Source organism: Pseudacidovorax sp. DMC4, assembly GCF_056314265.1.
In genome coordinates, this window is record NZ_JBQUYR010000002.1 from 139,089 (window position 1) to 156,836 (window position 17,748).

The following is a 17,748-nucleotide window of genomic DNA, read 5'->3' on the forward strand; positions in this document are numbered from 1 at the left end:
AGCCCTCCCCCAGAGGGAGAGGGAGTGGATGCGGGCGCTTGGCTTTGCAGCGGGCGCTCTTTTCTTTGTCTCCGGTTCCGCCCATGCCGCCCTCTACGGCTACACCGACGAGCGCGGTGTCGCCCATTTCTCGGCTGAGAAGCTCGACGCCCGCTACCAGCTGGTGCTGCGCGACGACACCGCTGGCAGGTTCGGCGCCGACGACGCGGTGCCCGCCGAGGCGGCGCAGGCGCTGCAGCAACTGCTGACCCGCCGCACCGGCGCCGGCGCGAGCGGCACCGTCTACGGCTACCTCGATCCCCAGGGCCAGCCGCATTTCGCCGACACCCGGGCCGATGAGCGCTACGAGCTGATCGTGCGCGACGGCGAGGTCCTCAACAGCCGCTGGAATCCCATCGACCGCCGCCGTCCGCTGCCCCCCGCGGCCGTTCCCGCCGGCGAGCCGCCGCGCAAGGGCCTGCTGGCGCTGGTCGAGAAGCCGCCGCTGTCGCCGGCCGTGAAGACTGCCCTGCGTGACGCCGCCCGCAAGCACGGTCTCGACGAGTCGCTGCTGCACGCACTGATGGCCGCCGAATCCGGCTTCGACATCGACGCCGTCTCGCCCAAGGGCGCGGTCGGCCTGATGCAGCTGATGCCCGCCACCGCCGAGCGCTACGGCGTGCGTGCCGACGCCAAGCAGACGGTGGCCCACAAGCTCACCGACCCGCGCATCAACATCGCCGCCGGCAGCCGCTACTTCAGCGACCTGCTCAAGATGTTCGACGGCAGCATGGAACTCGCCCTGGCTGCCTACAACGCGGGCGAGGGCGCCGTGCAGCGCGCAGGCCGCCGCATTCCCGACTACCGCGAGACGCAGAACTACGTGAAGACGGTGATGCAGCTCTATGCGCACCTCAAGCCCTCGGCCCCTTCGCGTGTGCTCACGGCCAGCGTGAACCGCGCCGGCAAGCCCGCCACGCGCGTGCGCATGGAAATTGCGCCGCCCTCTGCCGAGCGCGACGTCGGCGCCGAGTAGTGCGCCATGACCGATGCCGGCCCGCCGCTCGGCGGGATGCTTCGTGCACCGAGGCCGCAGCCCGGTGGCCTCGGAGGCGATGGCCCCCTTCACGCTGAGCCCGCCCTTCTGCTTCGAGCGCTCGTAGCAGAACGCAACCCACCCCAAGACTGACGGCTGCCCCCGGCAGCCGCCCGCCAGAACCCGACTTTCCGCACGACGATGGACGACGACACCCAAGCCCCCCAGGCCCTGGCCGAGCCCGAGGACCCGAACAGCCTGACCCTGGCCGACTACGCCCAGACCGCCTACCTCGAATACGCGCTGAGCGTGGTCAAGGGCCGCGCGCTGCCCGACGTGTGCGACGGCCAGAAGCCGGTGCAGCGGCGCATCCTGTACTCGATGTCGCGCATGGGCCTGGGCTTTGGCGGCGCCAACGGCACCGTCGGCGCCAAGCCTGTCAAGAGTGCGCGCGTGGTCGGCGACGTGCTCGGCCGCTTCCACCCGCATGGCGACCAGGCTGCCTACGACGCGCTGGTGCGCATGGCGCAGGACTTCGCCCAGCGCTACCCGCTGATCGACGGCCAGGGCAACTTCGGCAGCCGCGACGGCGACGGCGCGGCGGCCATGCGCTACACCGAGGCGCGGCTGGCGCGCATCACCTCGCTGCTGCTGGACGAGATCGACGAGGGCACGGTGGACTTCGTGCCCAACTACGACGGCTCCACCGACGAGCCGCGCCAGCTGCCGGCGCGCCTGCCCTTCGTGTTGCTCAATGGCGCCAGCGGCATCGCCGTGGGCCTGGCCACCGAGATCCCCAGCCACAACCTGCGCGAGGTGGCCGACGCCTGCGTGGCCCTGATCAAGGCCGGCGGCCAGCTCAGCGACGAGGAGCTGTTCGCCCTCATCCCCGGCCCCGACTACCCCGGCGGCGCGCAGATCATCAGCAGCGCGGCCGACATCGCCGACGCCTACCGCACCGGCCGCGGCTCGCTCAAGGTGCGCGCACGCTGGAAGATCGAGGAACTGGCCCGCGGCCAGTGGCAGGTGGTGGTCACCGAGCTGCCGCCGGGCGTGAGCAACCAGAAGGTGCTCGAAGAGATCGAGGAGCTGACCAACCCCAAGGTCAAGGCCGGCAAGAAGGCGCTGACCACCGAGCAGCAGCAGGTCAAGGCCGCGCTGCTGGCCGTGCTGGACGCCGTGCGCGACGAGTCCAGCAAGGACGCGCCGGTGCGCCTGGTCTTCGAGCCCAAGACCTCGCGCATTCCGCAGGAAGAGTTCATCGCCACGCTGCTGGCGCAGACCTCGCTGGAAACCTCGTCGTCCATCAACCTCACGCAGGTGGGCCTGGACGGCAAGCCGACGCAGAAGTCGCTGCGCCAGATGCTGGAAGAGTGGATCGCCTTCCGCGCCCGTACCGTGGAGCGCCGCTCGCGCTTCCGGCTCGACAAGGTGCTGGACCGCATCCACATCCTCGAAGGCCGGCAGCTGGTGCTGCTCAACATCGACGAGGTGATCGCCATCATCCGCGCGGCGGAAGACCCGAAAGCCGCGCTCATCGCCCGCTTCAACCTCAGCGACCGGCAGGCCGAGGACATCCTCGAGATCCGCCTGCGCCAGCTGGCCCGGCTCGAAGCCATCAAGATCGAGCAGGAGCTGGCCAAGCTGCGCGACGAGCAGAAGAAGCTCGAGGAGATCCTGGGCAGCCCGGCCGCGCTGCGCCGCCTGCTGGTCAAGGAGATCGAGCATGACGCCAAGACCTTCGAGGACCCGCGCCGCACGCTGATCCAGGCCGACAAGCGCGCCGTGGCCGAGGTCAAGGTGCTGGACGAGCCGGTGACGGTGATCGTGTCGCAGAAGGGCTGGGTGCGCACGCAGAAGGGCTGGAACCCGGAGAAGGCCGACTACGCCTTCAAGGCCGGCGACAGCCTGTACGGCGCCTTCGAATGCCGCACGGTGGACACGCTGCTGGTCTTCGGCACCGCCAAGGGCGGCTCGGTGCGGGTCTACACCGTTCCCGTCGCCAGCCTGCCGGGCGGGCGCGGCGATGGGCAGCCCGTCACCACCATGATCGAGCTGGAGGCCGGCACGCAGGTGTCGCACTTCTTTGCCGGTCCGCCGACGGCGCAGCTGCTGCTGTCGAGCACGGGCGGCTTCGGCTTCATCGCCGCCATCGAGCACATGATGTCGCGGCACCGCAGCGGCAAGGCCTTCATGGACGTGGCCGAGGGCGACCAGCTGTGCCGCCCCAGCCTGGTGGGCGGCGCGGCGGGCACCGAGCCGCTGCCCGCTGCCACCCATGTGTGCTGCGTGGCGAGCGACCGGCAGATCCTGACCTTCGACATTGCCGAATTGAAGCTGCTGCCCAAGGGCGGCCGCGGCCTCACGCTGATGGACCTCGCGCCCAAGGCGCGCCTCGCGGGCGCGGCGGCCTACACCCGCAGCATCCGCATCGAGGGCGACTTCCGCGGCAAGCGGCGCGACGAGCAGCTGGACATCCGAACGCTCAACAACGCGGGCGGCACGCGTGGCCGCAAGGGCAAGCCGGGTTCGTTCACCTTTACGCCCGACTGGGTCCAAAGGGTGCTGTGATGGGTGGCATCGACTTCAGCACCCTCGGCCTGGTGCTCGGCGCCGTGGCCGGCCTCGTGAGTTTCTGGCTCGGCCGCAAGCTCAGCGCACGGCGGCGCGAGCGCAAGCGGGAGAAGGAAGAAGCCGCGCGCCGAGCGACGGAGACACGTCAGCAACGTCGGGCACGGGAACGGCGGGCAGGACCTCGCTGAGGCTGCGCGCCATCGCCAGCAGCGTGTCGCCGAAGCCGCCGCGCGCACGCGCCTGCGGGCGGGCACTGGTCCACACGCGGGGCAGGGCGCTCCAGGCGATGCGGGCGCCGGTGCGCGCCAGCGCGTCGACCAGCGCCACGTCCTCGCTGCAGCGCAGCGGCGCAAAGCCGCCAGCGCGCCGGTAGGCCTCGGCGCTCACGCCCAGGTTGGCGCCATGGATGTGGCGGTGACCGTCGGCGTCGCGGTAGTGGTGGTCGAAGTGGGCCTGCAGCCGGTCGGCCAGGGGGCCGTGCGCCGACCAGTCGTCCACGGCCACGCTGCCGCACACGGCGTCGGCCTGCAGCGCCAGTTGCGCGGCCAGCCAGCGCGCATCGACGCGCGTGTCCGCATCAGTGAAGGCCAGCCAGCGCGCGCCGGCCGCCAGCAGCCAGTCGGCGCCGGTGGCTCGCGCCGTGCCGACGTTGCGCGCCTCGATGGGCAGCGTCCAGGCGCCGGCATGGCGGGCCAGCCGGGCGGTGTCGTCCGCACAGGCGTCCAGCACCACCACCACGCGCACCGCCTCGCCCTGCAGGTCCGGATGGGCCGCCGCAACGCGCACGGCGGCCAGCGTGGCGGCGATGTGGGCCTCTTCGTCATGGGCCGGGATGGCCACGCCGATCAACGCACGCCCTCCTGCTGCGCCACGGAGCGGCGCTCGCGCTGCCACACGTGCAGCAGGAAGTCGTCTTCCTCGTGTCGTACGACGCGGTACAAGCCCAGTCCTTCCAGCACGCGGTGCACTTCGGCGGTGGCGGTGCGGCGGCCCTCGAAGTCCGGCCGCCAGTCGCAGGCCACCAGCACGCCGTCGGGCGCCAGCGTGGCGGCGCAGCAGTGCGCCACGCGGGCCACGTCGATGCGGGGCAGAAAGTAGCTCACTTCGCTGAGCACGATGAGGTCGAAACGCTCGGCCGCCGGCCAGTCCTGCGGCAGCGTGCGCTGTTCGACCCGCACATGGGGCTGGCCGGACAGGCGCCGGGCGGCCGTGACCACCGCGCGGGGATGGAAGTCGCTGCACAACAGGGCGTCGCAACGCGTGGCGAGTGCGGCGCTCAGCTCCGCGGCACCGCAGCCGGGTTCGTAGGCGCGTCGGAAGCGCGGGCGGGGCAGGGCGGCCAGCAGCACGTCGCGCTTGCGGCGCTCGTACCAGCGGGTGCGCAGGCCGTAGGGGTCGTCCTGCTGCGCATAGATGCCGTCGAAATAGCGCTGCCCGCTCTCCGGGAGATCGGCGGCGGGATGGGCATGGAAGGAGGACATCACAAGCGGCTTTCCGGACTCTCAGGGCAGGAAGAACACCTCGAAGGGACGATCGGCGCGCGCCACGGTCGTGGCGCGCAGCACGGGCCCGGCACCGGTGCTCGGGTCGGGCGCCAACTGGCTCGCGAAGGCGCGCATGGCCGCCTGCTTGCGGCGGGCGATGGCGGCCGGCAGGGGCAGGCGCTGCGCGCGCGCCCAAGGCATGCGCGCGTCACCCGGGCGAGCCCAGTGCCAGGCCCACACGGGTGCCTGCAGGCAGCGGGCGCCGACGGCGCGGGCCGCCTGCGCGGCGGCACGGCCAGTGGCTTCGTGGTCGGGATGTCCGTCGAACTGCCAGGTGGTGATCACCACGTCGCGCGGACGCAGCACCGCCTGCAACTGGCGGGCGAGTTCCGCCTCCTGCGCGGCGAGCCCGCCGTCGGGCAGGCCCAGGCGCACCAGCGCCTGCGGATGCGCGCCCAGGGCCGCCAGCGCGGCCAGCGTCTCGCGCGGGCGCTCCGCGGCCAGGCGCTCGGCCGGCCACAGGCGCGAGGCCGGGTGACTGGCCGCGCCATCGGTGACGGCCACCAGCGCGATAGAGCGGCCGATCTGCGTCGCCAGCGCCAGCAGGCCGCCCGCGGCCAGCACTTCGTCGTCGGGATGTGGTGCCACCACCACGGCCCGGGCATCGGCCGGCACCAGGTCGCTGAACTGCGCGAAGGGCACGGCCGCGAGGCGGCTGCAGCGCGCCCATTGCCATTCGGGCGTGCCTTCGCCCGGGCCGATATGGCGCGTGGCAGGCGGCTCGGCCAGGACGGCGCCGTTCACAGCGCGCACCAGCCGCCGAAGGCGGCAGGCGTCCCGTCGTCGGCCAAAAGGGCCAGCATGCCAAGCCCGGCTTCGTCCCGCTCGGCATGGCTCTGGCGCATGAACACGGGCAGGTCCGCCATCAGGCGCGCCAGGCGCGCGTCGGTGCACAGCGGGCCTGCGCCCAGCGCGCGGCCTGCGTGCTGCATCACCATGCTCGCCGCATGCTCGACGGCAAGCCGTGCGCGCAGGGCCGTGGCCTGGGCGTCGTCGGTGGGATGGGTGTCGATCCAGGAAGCGCTTTCGCGCAACAGCGCCGCGCAGGCGCACAGCAGCGCTTCGGCCGCGCCCAGATGCGCCTGCTGGTGCGCGTTGGGCCGGCCCTGGCGCAGGTGCTTGCGCATGCGCACCGCCACGGTGGCCGCGGCACCCCACCAGCAGGCGGCTATGCCCGCGCCGCCATGCCAGAAACCGGGCCGGTTCACGTAGTCGCCCGGCGCGCCCACGGGCGTGGCGAGCACGCCGTCGAAATCCACCTGGGCCGTGTCCGTCGGGCCCATGCCCACGGCGTGCCAGTGCTGGCTGCCGATGGTCACGCCCGGGGCGTGCATCTCCACGGCCGCGAGCCCGGGCTGGCCGTCGTCGTACCAGCCGCTCACCAGCGCATGGGTGAGCTGCCGGGCGCCCGAGCACCAAGCCTTGGGCCCGTGCAGCCGCAACTGGCCGCCCGGCGCCTGTTCGAAGCGCAGCCGGGCGCTGGGGGGCTCGGCGCACCAGGTGCCCCACAGGCTGCCTTCGGGTCGGGGCGGACCACGCAGCTCGTCCAGGATGGCGAGCGCGTCGGTGTGGCCTTCGTACAGCTTGGCGAGATTGAGGTCGTGGCCTGCCACGGCCGCCAGCCATTGCCAGCGCAGCAGCGTGCTGCCATGGCCGGGCAGGGGCAGCGCGTCCAGCCCTTGGCCGACCAGATGGTCCAGCGTCAATGCGGCCGTGCCCGAGTCTTCCACCAGCCGGCCGAGTACCCGCTCGGGCGGTTCTGCCAGGGGCGACGATGAGAAGAGCGCAGCGGTCATTGGAAAGGACAGTACGTGCGTAGCGGTCGGCGGGCGGTCGGTCCGCGCGGGCGGCGCTGGTCGGTGCGGGTGCGCTGGCGGTGTAGGCGCGCGTGCGGTCGGGCTGCCCGCCTCAGTGCCGGCCGGTGCGCGGGCGGGCGACCCCGCACAATGGCGGGCTGCGACTTTTTCTCGTCGCCCTGCATCCCATTGGAGATCCTCCGCATGAACCCCCTTCGCCTCGGCATGATCGGCATCGGCCTGATGGGCCACGGCATTGCCACCAACCTGGTGAAGCACGGCCACCAGCTCACCGTGCTGGAGCACCCGGGCAACCAGCCCCTCGATGCCCTGCTGGCCGCCGGCGTCCGCACGGCGGCCACGCCCGCCGCGCTGGTGGCCGACGCCGATTACGTCATCCTCTGCGTGACCGGCTCGCCGCAGGTCGAGGCCGTGCTCGTCGGCGACGGCGGCCTGCTCAAGGCCATCAAGCCCGGCACGGTCATCATCGACTGCTCCACCTCCATCCCCGATTCGACGCTGCGCATGGCCAAGGCCGTGCAGCAGGCCGGCGGCCGCTTCCTGGACGCGCCCATGACCCGCACGCCCAAGGAAGCGGCCGAAGGCCGGCTCAACCTGCTGGTGGGCGGCGACGCGGCGCTGTTCGACGAATGCCGGCCGCTGCTGGCCTGCTTTGCCGAGAACATCACGCACGCCGGCGGCGTGGGTGCCGGCCACGGCATGAAGCTGCTGCACAACTACGTCTCGCTGGGCTCGGTGGCGCTGATCGCCGAGGCCGCCGCCTGCGCGCGGCGTGCAGGCGTGTCCGCCGACGTCTTCGTCGACGTGCTCGCCAAGGGCGGCGGCGGTGGCGTGGCGCTGGAGCGGCTCAAGCCCTTCATCCTGAACAGCGACGCCAGCGGCCTGCGCTTTGCCATGTCCAACGCGCAGAAAGACCTGGGCTACTACACGCAGATGGCCCACGGCTTCGACGCTGCGCAGCGCATTGCCGAGGCCGTGTATGGCACCTATGCCGGCGCCGTGGAGCAGGGCGGCGTGCAGCGCCTGGTGCCCGAACTGGTGGCCTTGCTGGCGGAGTCTGGCGGCAAGGCACGCTGAGCTGTCGGCAGCTTCGGAAACGGCCAGAAAACGCTATATACTGCGAGGCTCTTCGGAACTGCAGCAGGCGCTCGCCGCCTCACCTGTACCGAAGGTCTCCCAGCGGCGCGATAGCAAAGCGGTTATGCCCCGGATTGCAAATCCGGTCAGTCCGGTTCGACTCCGGATCGCGCCTCCACCCCACACCCTCGTCGACGCTCCTGCTATCGTCCGCCCACGCCGCCCGGATGGTGAAATTGGTAGACACAGCGGACTTAAAATCCGTCGCCGTTGAAAGACGGCATACCGGTTCGACCCCGGTTCCGGGCACCACCTTCACACAGAACAGGGAGCTGCTCATGCCTCGCTACAACGCTCCATTCGAAATCCATGTGCACGGCGATGTGCCCATGCGCGCGGATGTCACCTACGCCCAGATCCAGGAAGCGCTCAAGCCCCTGTGGACGTACGCCGGCGCCAAGTCCCTGGCCGACGGCGCCACCAGCGCCTACGAAGAAGAGCCCGGCATCCGCTTCGACGCCAAGGAGCGCATGCTCCAGGTCTGCTGGACCATCACCGGCGACGAAGACTTCCGCCAGGCCCTCGACGAGATGTGCATGGCCCTGAACGAACTGACCGAGCAGGGCGCCGCCATCGAGGTGAGCTTCTACGACACCGAGTTCGACGAAGAGGAAGACGGCGACCCCGAGGCCGATTCCCGCGACGACTTCGTCATGCTCTTCGTGGGCCCCAACCCCGCCGCCATCATGCAGGTGCAGCGCGACCTGCTGGTGGAAGACGTGGTGCACCTCATGGAGCGCCACTTCGACGGCGCCGAACTCGGTGGCGTGGTCGCCGAGATCGACAAGCTCTTCAGCGATCGCTTCGACGCCCTGGTCAACTCGCTCGAAATCGGCCGCCCGCCCCGCGGTGGTGGCAGCAGCGGTGGCCCTGGTGCCGGTGGCCATGGCGGTGGACGCCGGCCGCGCCACCTGCACTGAGTCTTCGCGTCAGCGCCTCCGATGCCCGCCCTGGCGGGCATCGTCGTTTCTGTCGCAGCGCGCCGCTATCCTGGGCCTCCGCCCACACTCCTGCGCGCGCCGCCATGCCCCTCTTTCCTTCCTCCGCCCTCTGCCCTGGCGTGCGCAAGCGCGAAGTGCTGGCCTGGGCCATGTACGACTTCGCCAACTCGGGCTACACCACCGTCGTCATCACGGCCGTGTATGCCGCGTACTTCGTCGGCGGCATCGCGGGCGGTGCGCCCTGGGCCACGCTGGCCTGGACCTCGGCGCTGAGCCTGTCGTATGCGGTGGTCATGCTCACCATGCCGGCCATTGGCGCCTGGGCCGACCGGCGCGCCGCCAAGAAGCGGGTGCTCATGCTCAGCACCGCCGCCTGCGTGCTCAGCACCGCGGCCCTGGCCCTGACGCCCACGGTGCATGGCGCGGCCGGCGTGGCGGTGGCGATGCTGCTGGTGGCCGTGTCCAACACCTTCTACTCGTACGGCGAATCGCTCACCGGCGCCTTCCTGCCCGAGCTGGCCACGGCCGAGGGCATGGGCAAGGTCAGCGGCTGGGGCTGGGCCTTCGGCTACGTGGGCGGCATGCTCACGCTCGGTCTTTGCCTGGGCTATGTGCTGTGGGCGCAGGCGCGCGGGGTGCCTGCGGCGCAGTTCGTGCCTGTCACGCTGCTGGTGACCGCGGGCGTGTACGCACTGGCCGCCAGCGCCACCTTTGCGGGGCTGCCCGAGCGGGCGCAGCCCGAGCCCGACCGCGGCATCGGCGCGTGGCGGCAATTGCGCCACACCTTCGCGCAGGCGCGGCAGTACCGCGACTTCATGTGGGTGCTGGCCTGCACGGTCTGCTACCAGGGCGGCGTGGCCGTGGCCATTGCGCTGGCGGCCATCTATGCCGAGCAGGTGATCGGCTTCAAGACGCAGGAGACGATGGCCCTCATCTTCGTGCTCAACATCGCCGCCGCGGCAGGCGCTTTCGGCCTTGGCTACCTGCAGGACAGGCTGGGCCACCGGCCCACGCTGGCGATCACGCTGGTCGCGTGGATCGCCGTCTGCGTGCTGGCGGCGCTGGCGCAGGGCAAGGGGCTGTTCTGGGTGGCGGCCACCATCGCGGGGCTGGCCATGGGCGCCAGCCAGTCGGCCGGGCGCGCCATGACGGGCGTGCTGGCGCCGCAGGCGCAACTGGCGGAGTTCTTCGGGCTGTGGACCTTCGCCACGCGCCTGGCCAGCATCGTCGGGCCGCTGTCGTACGGGGCCATCACCTGGGCCGCGGGCGGCAACCAGCGGGTGGCCATCATGGCGACGACGGTGCTGTTCGTGGGTGGGCTGGTGCTGCTGCTGCCCATCGACATGCGGCGGGGCAGGGCGGCTGCGCTTGGCGTCTCAGGGCGCGCGCAGTGAGGGCGGGATCGGGTAGCGCCCGTCCCGCGCCTTGAGCATCACCGAGGTGTAGCGCGGCGCCGCGGCACGCTCGGCGCATTGGCCGTTCTCGTCGACGGCCATCTGCCGCACCACCAGGCTGCGTCGCACCAGCAGCTCGGCCCACGCGCCGGCAGGTCGGGCGGGTGGCGGCTGCGTGGTGAGCTGAGTGCGCAGCTCCTCGAAGCGGCCGTGGCAGCTCAAGTCCCACTCGCCGCTGTCGCGCTGCATCACCAGTTCGTCCAGCACCGGGCGGATCGTCTTGCCCTGCACGACGAAAAGCCGCAGCGTCTCGACGCTGTACGGCCGGGCCGGATCGTCGCCCCGGTACAGCACGCGCAGGCCAAAGGCGCGCTCGCCGCTCGCCAGCACATAGCGGCCCATGTCCAGCCGCAGTTCCTGAATGCGAAGGCGTGCGTCTTCCACCAGCAGCTCCGGCAGAAAAAGCCGCGCCGCCACCGTGTCGCGCTCGGTATTTCCGTTGTCCGGCCTCTGCACCAACAGCAGCTCGACGTCAAGCGTGCGCGCCCCCTTGTCGCTGACACCGTTTTGAAGTGGCAACGCAACTATCGTCTTGCTGACAAATGTGGAGAAACTCTTGCAGGCCGTTAATGAATGATCGATTACACGTAGGGGATGCAGTTTCGCTTGCATCCGTTCAGCCAAACCCGTGTCGCACGCTGCTGCAGCTATAGCAGGCGCGCACAGGAATGTCACCACCAGAAACAACGTCAAAAACCTTTGCACCATCTCGTATCATCGCCGCGCCAGAGTGGCGCATCGGCGCACCAAGCCGGCTTCAGCTGCTGACTGCGGTCGAGCCCATCAGCCAACGTCGAACCGCCCGATGCAAATTTTCACAGTCTCCACTGCTGAGCAGCGCCAAGCCGCCGGGCCCGTCCGCGCGGGCCAGTCCGGCCGCATCCAGCAGACGAACAGTGTGACGAGCGACAGGTTCCCCGGTTTCCACAAAACGAACATCACTCCCTGCCAGCCCGGCCATCAGGCCCTGGGCGAAGGGGTAGTGCGTGCAACCGAGGACGACGACGTCGGCTTGACCTTCATCAATTCCGAGCGGTCCAGCCTCGGCGATGTAGCGGGTGCAGAGGGCGCGGATGGCGGCCTGGTCGTCCTGCTCGATGGCGTCGGCCAGCCCGTCGCAGGGCACCGGGCGCACCTCATGGCCCGGGCCGGCCACGCGCTCCACCAACGTGCCGAACTTGGCGCTGGCCAGCGTGCCGCGCGTGGCCAGCACCGCCACCCGGCCCGTGCGCGAGACAGCCAGCGCCGGCTTGAGGGCCGGCTCCACCCCCACGATCGGCATACCGGGCCAAGCCGCGCGCAGCAGATGGATGGCCGCCGCGGTGGCCGTGTTGCAGGCCACCACCAGCGCCTTGACGCCGTGCTCGCGCACCAACTGGCCGGCCACCTGCAGCGTGCGCTCGGCCACGAAGGCGTCGCCCCGCTCGCCGTAGGGCGCGTACGCCGTGTCGGCGTAGTAGACAAAGCGCTCGTGCGGCAGCCGTGCCTGCAGGGCCGCCAGCACGCTCAGGCCGCCCACGCCGCTGTCGAAAACGCCCACCGGCGCGCAGCGGTCCATCGCTCAGGCCGAGGCCACCTCGATGCCCTTGAACTCGCCCGTGGCGATGCGCTTGCTCCACTCGGCCGGGCCGGTGATGTGCGCGCTGGTGCCGCCGGCGTCCACGGCCACGGTCACGGGCATGTCGACCACGTCGAACTCGTAGATGGCTTCCATGCCCAGGTCTTCGAAGCCCACCACCTTGGCCTGCTTGATCGCCTTGCTCACCAGGTAGGCGGCGCCGCCCACGGCCATCAGGTACGCGCTCTTGTGCTTCTGGATGGCTTCGATGGCCACCGGGCCGCGCTCGGCCTTGCCGATCATGGCGATCAGGCCCGTCTGCGCCAACATCATCTCGGTGAAGCCGTCCATGCGCGTGGCGGTCGTCGGGCCGGCGGGGCCCACGGCCTCGTCGCCCACCGGATCGACCGGGCCCACGTAGTAGATGACGCGGTTGGTGAAGTCCACCGGCAGCTTCTCGCCCTTGGCCAGCATGCCCTGGATGCGCTTGTGCGCGGCATCGCGGCCCGTCAGCATCTTGCCGTTGAGCAGCAGCGTGTCGCCCGGCTTCCAGCTGGCGACGACTTCGGGCGTGAGGGTGTTCAGGTCGACCCGCTTGCTCTTGTTGTAGTCGGGTGCCCAGTCGATCTTGGGCCACAGGTCGAGCGAGGGCGGATCGATGTACGCCGGGCCCGAGCCGTCGAGCACGAAGTGCGCATGCCGCGTGGCCGCACAGTTGGGAATCATCGCCACCGGCTTGCTGGCCGCGTGCGTGGGGTACATCTTGATCTTGACGTCCAGCACCGTCGCCAGGCCGCCCAGGCCCTGCGCGCCGATGCCCAGGGCGTTGACCTTCTCGTACAGCTCCAGGCGCAGCTCTTCGACCTGCGTGAGCGCCTCGCCGCGGGCCGACTTGGCCTGCAGCTCGTGCATGTCGAGGCTGTCCATCAGGCTCTCCTTGGCCATCAGCACCGCCTTCTCGGCCGTGCCGCCGATGCCGATGCCCAGCATGCCGGGCGGGCACCAGCCGGCGCCCATGGTGGGGACGGTCTTGAGCACCCAGTCGACCACGCTGTCGCCCGGGTTGAGCATGACCATCTTGCTCTTGTTCTCGCTGCCGCCGCCCTTGGCCGCCACCGTCACGTCGACGGTGTTGCCCGGAACGATCTCCGTGAAGATCACGGCCGGCGTGTTGTCTTTGGTGTTCTTGCGGGCGAATTGCGGATCGGCCACCACCGAGGCGCGCAGCATGTTGTCGGGGTGGTTGTAGCCGCGGCGCACGCCTTCGTTGATGGCGTCGTCGAGGCTGCCCGTAAAGCCTTCCCAACGCACGTCCATCCCGACCTTAAGAAAAACGTTCACGATGCCCGTGTCCTGGCAAATGGGACGGTGGCCGGTGGCGCTCATCTTGCTATTGGTGAGTATCTGGGCCATCGCGTCCTTGGCCGCCGGGCTCTGTTCGCGCTCATAGGCCTTGGCCAGATGGGCGATGTAGTCGGCGGGGTGGTAGTAGCTGATGTACTGAAGCGCGGCAGAGATCGAATCGATCAGGTCGTTTTGTCGGATCGTTGTCATGACAGAAAGGGAAAGTACCGTGGGGAACTGCAGATTATCGGCCGAATGCCGGCAGCCTTGCCACGGAACCATAGCGGGTTCTTGAGCAAACCGAACCAACACTGAATGCACGCCGAACCGAAAGGTGGGCGCCCAGCAAAAAACCTTAGGGCATCGAACGAATCGTTCGACATCCCGAGAAAGTCATTGGAACGGAAATGAAGACCTGCTCAACCGCCTTTTCGATTCCTGGTTTTTAAGAAGAAAAAGAAGAGGGTCCTATGCAGAATCCGCACATGCGCAGCGCTGCCACTCGGGTGGCGGATAGCGTGATCATCACGCTGACAGGTTGGATCGCCATTAAATGGTCGATCTATGACTTTTCTCCGGTCTCGCAAAATCATGCACTATTTACGATAGCCAGCGTGGCGGCAGGATTGCTGACTTACATCGCCTTTCCCATGATGGACGTCTACCGCTCATGGCGGGGGACGCCCTTTAGTTCACTAATCATTAGGACAACGATCGCTTGGTTCGTTGTGTGCCTGATAGTTGTGGCTGCCTTGTTCTTTTTATTGGGCGGAGGTTCAATTTCCAGAAAATGGCTAATTGGCTGGATATTCTACGCCTGGTTTGCGCTCGCATTATTCCGTTGGGCTATCAGCCAATTTCTTAAAACTGCGCGTCGACAGGGATACAATCTCAAAAGAGTTCTGCTAATTGGGTATGGGCCACTTGGCCGGTTAGTTCATCGCCGCACAAGGCTCTACCCGGATGTCGGGTTTCAAATTCAATATATATTTGACACTGAATATCGCGCCCAAAAAAAGGATGATGTCGAGCTAATTTCAGGCCTTTCAGATGTAGAAAGCATCGTCCGTGCGCGTAAAGTGGAAGAGGTATGGCTCGCGCTACCGCTCGCAGAGCAATCCCGTATGAGAGAAATTATTAAACTATTGCGAAATGACCTATTAAAAATTCGATGGCTTCCAGATCTGGCTGCATTGCAGATGTTAAGTCATAAATTTGAGGACTTTATGGGAGTGACCGCTGTTCACCTGAATGCCTCGCCATCACCGGGCATACACGGAATAATAAAGCAGATATTCGACCGCGCCTTCGCTGCCGCGGCTCTTATTTGTTTATTTCCCGTGTTCGCCGCGGTCGCAATCGCCGTCAAAGTAAGCTCCCCGGGTCCAATTTTTTTCCGTCAACCCCGCCAGGGCCAAGGGGGAAAAGAATTTCTGATATATAAATTTAGAACAATGAAAATGCATCAAGAGAACTCAGGAGTGACCCAGGCGAAAAAGGGAGATGACCGAATTACGACAATTGGTTCATTCCTCAGGAAGACCAGCCTAGATGAGCTCCCTCAATTCATTAACGTGCTAGTCGGCGACATGTCGGTTGTTGGGCCTAGGCCGCATGCCGTGGAGCATAATAAATTCTACAGTGAGAAGATCGACGGCTATATGCTTCGACATATGGTTAAACCTGGGATCACGGGCTGGGCTCAAATAAATGGCTGGCGCGGCGAAACTGACACCATAGAAAAAATGGTACGCCGTGTTGAGTGCGATATTTATTATATTACTAACTGGAGCTTCTTGTTAGACATCCAGATAATTTGGCGCACCGCTTTTAAAGGCTGGTCTGGCGCAAATGCCTATTAAAATAAATGAGAATACTAGTTTACGGAATCAATTATGCGCCCGAACTTACGGGGATTGGAAAATACACCGGCGAAATGGTGGAAAGTCTTCGAGGTCATAAACACGAAGTTCGCGTCGTCACCGCCCCTCCATACTATCCCGAATGGAAAGTTAAAAGCGGATTCAGCAACTCCTACAGCAAGGAAGAAGCAGAAAATCTGACTGTTTATCGGTGCCCGCTATGGCTGCCGAAACAGCCTAGTGCTGCCAAACGGCTATTGCACCTCTTGTCCTTTACCTTGCTCTCTGCTCCCGTAATGCTCAAGCAAATTGCCTGGAAACCGGACGTGGTGTGGGTATGTGCGCCCGCACTCTCGACGGTTCCCGCAGCGCTATTCGTCGCAATGGTTACTGGAGCAAAAAAATGGATCCACATTCAGGATCTTGAGGTAGATGTAGCCTATGAAATGGGCCTACTTAAAGGCTCACTACTGAAAAAAATAGCTTTTAAAGTAGAAAAGTTTCTTCTTTCGCGCGCTGACGTGGTCTCGACAATCTCCAAAAAGATGGTTGAAAAGATTTCCGCGAAGGGAATTGCACACGATAAACTTTATATGTTCAGAAACTGGGTGGACATAAGTGAAATCCACCCTGCCGAGGACGTTAGTTATTATCGCGGCCTTCTTAACATCCCAGCCGGGAATATTGTTGCGCTGTTTTCGGGGACCCTCGGAGCCAAGCAAGGTCTAGAGCTATTGGTCGAGGTCGCAAAGATAGTCGAGAGCGACACAAGCTCGATCACGTTGGTGATTTGCGGGAACGGTGTACTGTGGAATAAATTAGAAGAAGCCTCAAAGAGCCTAGACTGCCTCCTTCTATTGCCGCTACAGCCGAAAGAGCAACTCCAAGATTTACTCGCGCTTGCTGACGTCCATCTGCTGCCGCAAGATCCAAACGTCGCTGACCTCGTCATGCCCTCTAAGCTCTCGGCGATGCTTGCTAGCGGACGACCAGTGCTCAGCACCGCACGTCCGGGGTCAGAATTGGCAGAGGTTATAGAGCAGGTCGGAATATTGAGTGCGCCCAATGATGCTGCTGCCATGGCGGACAATCTTCTCAGATTAGCGCGCCAACCAGAACTCCGAAAGGAGCTAGGCCGTAAGTCAAGGCAATTCGCAGAGCAGCATCTTAGTGCTGATGCGATCCTAGCAAATTTCGAAAAGCTGCTCACTGAATAAGCAACTAGAGATTAGCGTGCAAGCATTCATAATTATATTATTTATCGCCTCAACAGTGATGGCTGTGAAAAAGCATAGACTTCGGCCGCTTTTTCTAGTGTTAACTGTTTGTTCGCTCTATTACGGCGTTTTATCTGCCTTCTACTGGCAGAACATTGAAGGCGGCTACTTTTTAGGCGTTTACTGGGGCGACTATATTGACGTGGCTGCCTTGGCCGTCGTTTCAGCCGTCTTCTTTCAAATAATCGCTATTAAATTATATTGGTCAATAAGAAAGAAAAGCTATAAATACTCGTCACCCAGCGAGGCGATCAGTAGCCGCCTTACAAATAAGGGGGGTCGGTACGCAAAAATCATACTGGGCTTTGCCGGAGTTCTGGCATTGCTAGTGCTCGTGCTTGCAAGAGATGCCTATACCTATGGCGAAGTTGAGCGTGGCGGCGCCTTTCTCATCTTTTACCAGATGTCCGATGCATTTATTCCTGCACTTGTCGCGTTGGTAGCGATCAAAGGCTTTAACAAAAATAATATTATCCTTATAGGGCTATTCGTCGCGTATACGCTATATCTTGGACTGCGGTACAGAATAGTCTTGCTGGCCATTCCCCTCCTGCTCATTTATCTAAACCAAAATGGAGGAAGAATCAGCGCTAAAAGGATCGTTAATGCAGCCCTTTTATCGGTTGCTATGCTTGGCGTATTCGTGGCCCTAACTACTCTTAGAAGCAAATTCGGTGGCGTCGACTTAACCGCAGCATCTGATTTTGACTTTGCCTATGCCGCAATGGCTGAAAGCAATATCATATTCGGACTAATCGGGATAATTCGATCTTTTATTGAGATGGACCAAGGAATTCAATTCGGTCCAGTTATCGATGTATTCAAAGAGCTCCTTCCTCGCTTTATCGTTCCGGATCGCACGACGGGCGCGCATTTGACTATGGCTATGGCTGGGCTTGGATCTCCCGATGCGTTCTCAAGCGGCACAGCACATCCATACATCGGCGAATTTATGGTTATGTTTGGCTGGGCTGGCATATCTGTAGCAGTCCTGTTCGTCACGTTAGTTGTTTGCTTCTTTCTAGATGTCGGACTGCGGCTAAGTATCCGGGCATCCAATTCGGATATTTGGGCTGGAAGTATCGGGCTGATCAGCGCCTTCTTCGGCTACTACTTCTTCTCTCGTGGATACTTACCACAAGCAGTAAAGGAATTTATATTTGTTATAATTCCATATTTCGGACTGCTTAAAATCTGCGAGCGCCCTATCTACATCCGATAGCGA

At 65.2% G+C, this 17,748-nt stretch carries 15 protein-coding genes and 2 tRNA genes; 10 read left to right on the forward strand and 7 right to left on the reverse strand.

Translation table 11 applies throughout. The annotated features are described in order from the left end of the window. The first annotated feature begins 28 nt into the window (after positions 1-28). Positions 29-1,015 carry a lytic transglycosylase domain-containing protein gene (locus ACT54X_RS04305; RefSeq protein ID WP_294373212.1) on the forward strand — a complete coding sequence of 329 codons (987 nt, stop codon included), beginning with the start codon at positions 29-31 and terminating at the stop codon, positions 1,013-1,015. 201 nt (positions 1,016-1,216) lie between these two features. Further along, positions 1,217-3,586 (forward strand): DNA topoisomerase IV subunit A, encoded by a 2,370-nt coding sequence (parC, locus tag ACT54X_RS04310; protein ID WP_294373214.1) that lies wholly within the window; start codon positions 1,217-1,219, stop codon positions 3,584-3,586. Between the two features lie 81 nt (positions 3,587-3,667). Here parC and ACT54X_RS04315 read toward each other — a convergent pair whose 3' ends face one another. Genes ACT54X_RS04315 through ACT54X_RS04330 form a run of 4 tightly spaced genes read right to left on the reverse strand, consistent with a single transcriptional unit; the run spans position 3,668 to position 6,929 of the window. Further along, entirely contained in the window at positions 3,668-4,438 is a 771-nt protein-coding gene (locus tag ACT54X_RS04315) for a glycosyltransferase family 2 protein (RefSeq protein WP_294373217.1), read from the reverse strand. Further along, positions 4,435-5,070 carry a methyltransferase gene (locus tag ACT54X_RS04320; RefSeq protein WP_476345213.1) on the reverse strand — a complete coding sequence of 212 codons (636 nt, stop codon included), beginning with the start codon at positions 5,068-5,070 and terminating at the stop codon, positions 4,435-4,437. Before ACT54X_RS04320 ends, ACT54X_RS04315 begins: the two co-directional genes overlap by 4 nt. 21 nt (positions 5,071-5,091) lie before the next feature. Beyond that, a complete protein-coding gene (locus tag ACT54X_RS04325; protein ID WP_476345215.1) occupies positions 5,092-5,877 on the reverse strand; it encodes a PIG-L deacetylase family protein in 786 nt (261 codons plus the stop codon). Beyond that, a complete protein-coding gene (locus ACT54X_RS04330; protein ID WP_294373223.1) occupies positions 5,874-6,929 on the reverse strand; it encodes an acyl-CoA dehydrogenase family protein in 1,056 nt (351 codons plus the stop codon). Before ACT54X_RS04330 ends, ACT54X_RS04325 begins: the two co-directional genes overlap by 4 nt. A gap of 204 nt (positions 6,930-7,133) precedes the next feature. Between ACT54X_RS04330 and ACT54X_RS04335 the strand changes: the two genes are divergently transcribed. The 5 genes from ACT54X_RS04335 (at position 7,134) to ACT54X_RS04355 (ending at position 10,422) form a co-directional block, all read left to right on the forward strand. Beyond that, complete coding sequence (locus tag ACT54X_RS04335) at positions 7,134-8,027, forward strand: NAD(P)-dependent oxidoreductase (RefSeq protein WP_294373225.1); 894 nt, start codon at positions 7,134-7,136, stop codon at positions 8,025-8,027. 104 nt (positions 8,028-8,131) lie between these two features. Beyond that, a tRNA-Cys gene (locus tag ACT54X_RS04340) sits at positions 8,132-8,205 on the forward strand. Between the two features lie 43 nt (positions 8,206-8,248). Then, a tRNA-Leu gene (locus ACT54X_RS04345) sits at positions 8,249-8,339 on the forward strand. A gap of 26 nt (positions 8,340-8,365) precedes the next feature. Then, positions 8,366-9,007 carry a DUF6806 family protein gene (locus ACT54X_RS04350; protein ID WP_294373228.1) on the forward strand — a complete coding sequence of 214 codons (642 nt, stop codon included), beginning with the start codon at positions 8,366-8,368 and terminating at the stop codon, positions 9,005-9,007. A 104-nt stretch (positions 9,008-9,111) separates the two neighbouring features. Next, positions 9,112-10,422 (forward strand): MFS transporter, encoded by a 1,311-nt coding sequence (locus ACT54X_RS04355; RefSeq protein ID WP_476345218.1) that lies wholly within the window; start codon positions 9,112-9,114, stop codon positions 10,420-10,422. Here ACT54X_RS04355 and ACT54X_RS04360 read toward each other — a convergent pair. From ACT54X_RS04360 to ACT54X_RS04370, 3 genes are read right to left on the reverse strand one after another with little or no spacing between them, the layout of a single operon-like run. Further along, entirely contained in the window at positions 10,405-11,190 is a 786-nt protein-coding gene (locus ACT54X_RS04360) for a PA3715 family protein (protein ID WP_476345220.1), read from the reverse strand. The genes ACT54X_RS04355 and ACT54X_RS04360 overlap by 18 nt on opposite strands. Before the next feature lie 49 nt (positions 11,191-11,239). Next, positions 11,240-12,040 carry a glutamate racemase gene (gene murI / locus ACT54X_RS04365; RefSeq protein ID WP_476345222.1) on the reverse strand — a complete coding sequence of 267 codons (801 nt, stop codon included), beginning with the start codon at positions 12,038-12,040 and terminating at the stop codon, positions 11,240-11,242. 3 nt (positions 12,041-12,043) lie between these two features. Then, positions 12,044-13,594 carry a fumarate hydratase gene (locus ACT54X_RS04370; RefSeq protein ID WP_476345224.1) on the reverse strand — a complete coding sequence of 517 codons (1,551 nt, stop codon included), beginning with the start codon at positions 13,592-13,594 and terminating at the stop codon, positions 12,044-12,046. A gap of 260 nt (positions 13,595-13,854) precedes the next feature. Between ACT54X_RS04370 and ACT54X_RS04375 the strand changes: the two genes are divergently transcribed. From ACT54X_RS04375 to ACT54X_RS04385, 3 genes are read left to right on the forward strand one after another with little or no spacing between them, the layout of a single operon-like run. Continuing rightward, entirely contained in the window at positions 13,855-15,246 is a 1,392-nt protein-coding gene (locus tag ACT54X_RS04375; RefSeq protein ID WP_476345226.1) for an undecaprenyl-phosphate glucose phosphotransferase, read from the forward strand. 5 nt (positions 15,247-15,251) lie between these two features. Beyond that, complete coding sequence (locus tag ACT54X_RS04380; RefSeq protein WP_476345228.1) at positions 15,252-16,463, forward strand: WcaI family glycosyltransferase; 1,212 nt, start codon at positions 15,252-15,254, stop codon at positions 16,461-16,463. A gap of 16 nt (positions 16,464-16,479) precedes the next feature. Further along, complete coding sequence (locus ACT54X_RS04385; RefSeq protein ID WP_476345230.1) at positions 16,480-17,745, forward strand: hypothetical protein; 1,266 nt, start codon at positions 16,480-16,482, stop codon at positions 17,743-17,745. The last annotated feature ends 3 nt before the right edge of the window (positions 17,746-17,748 follow it).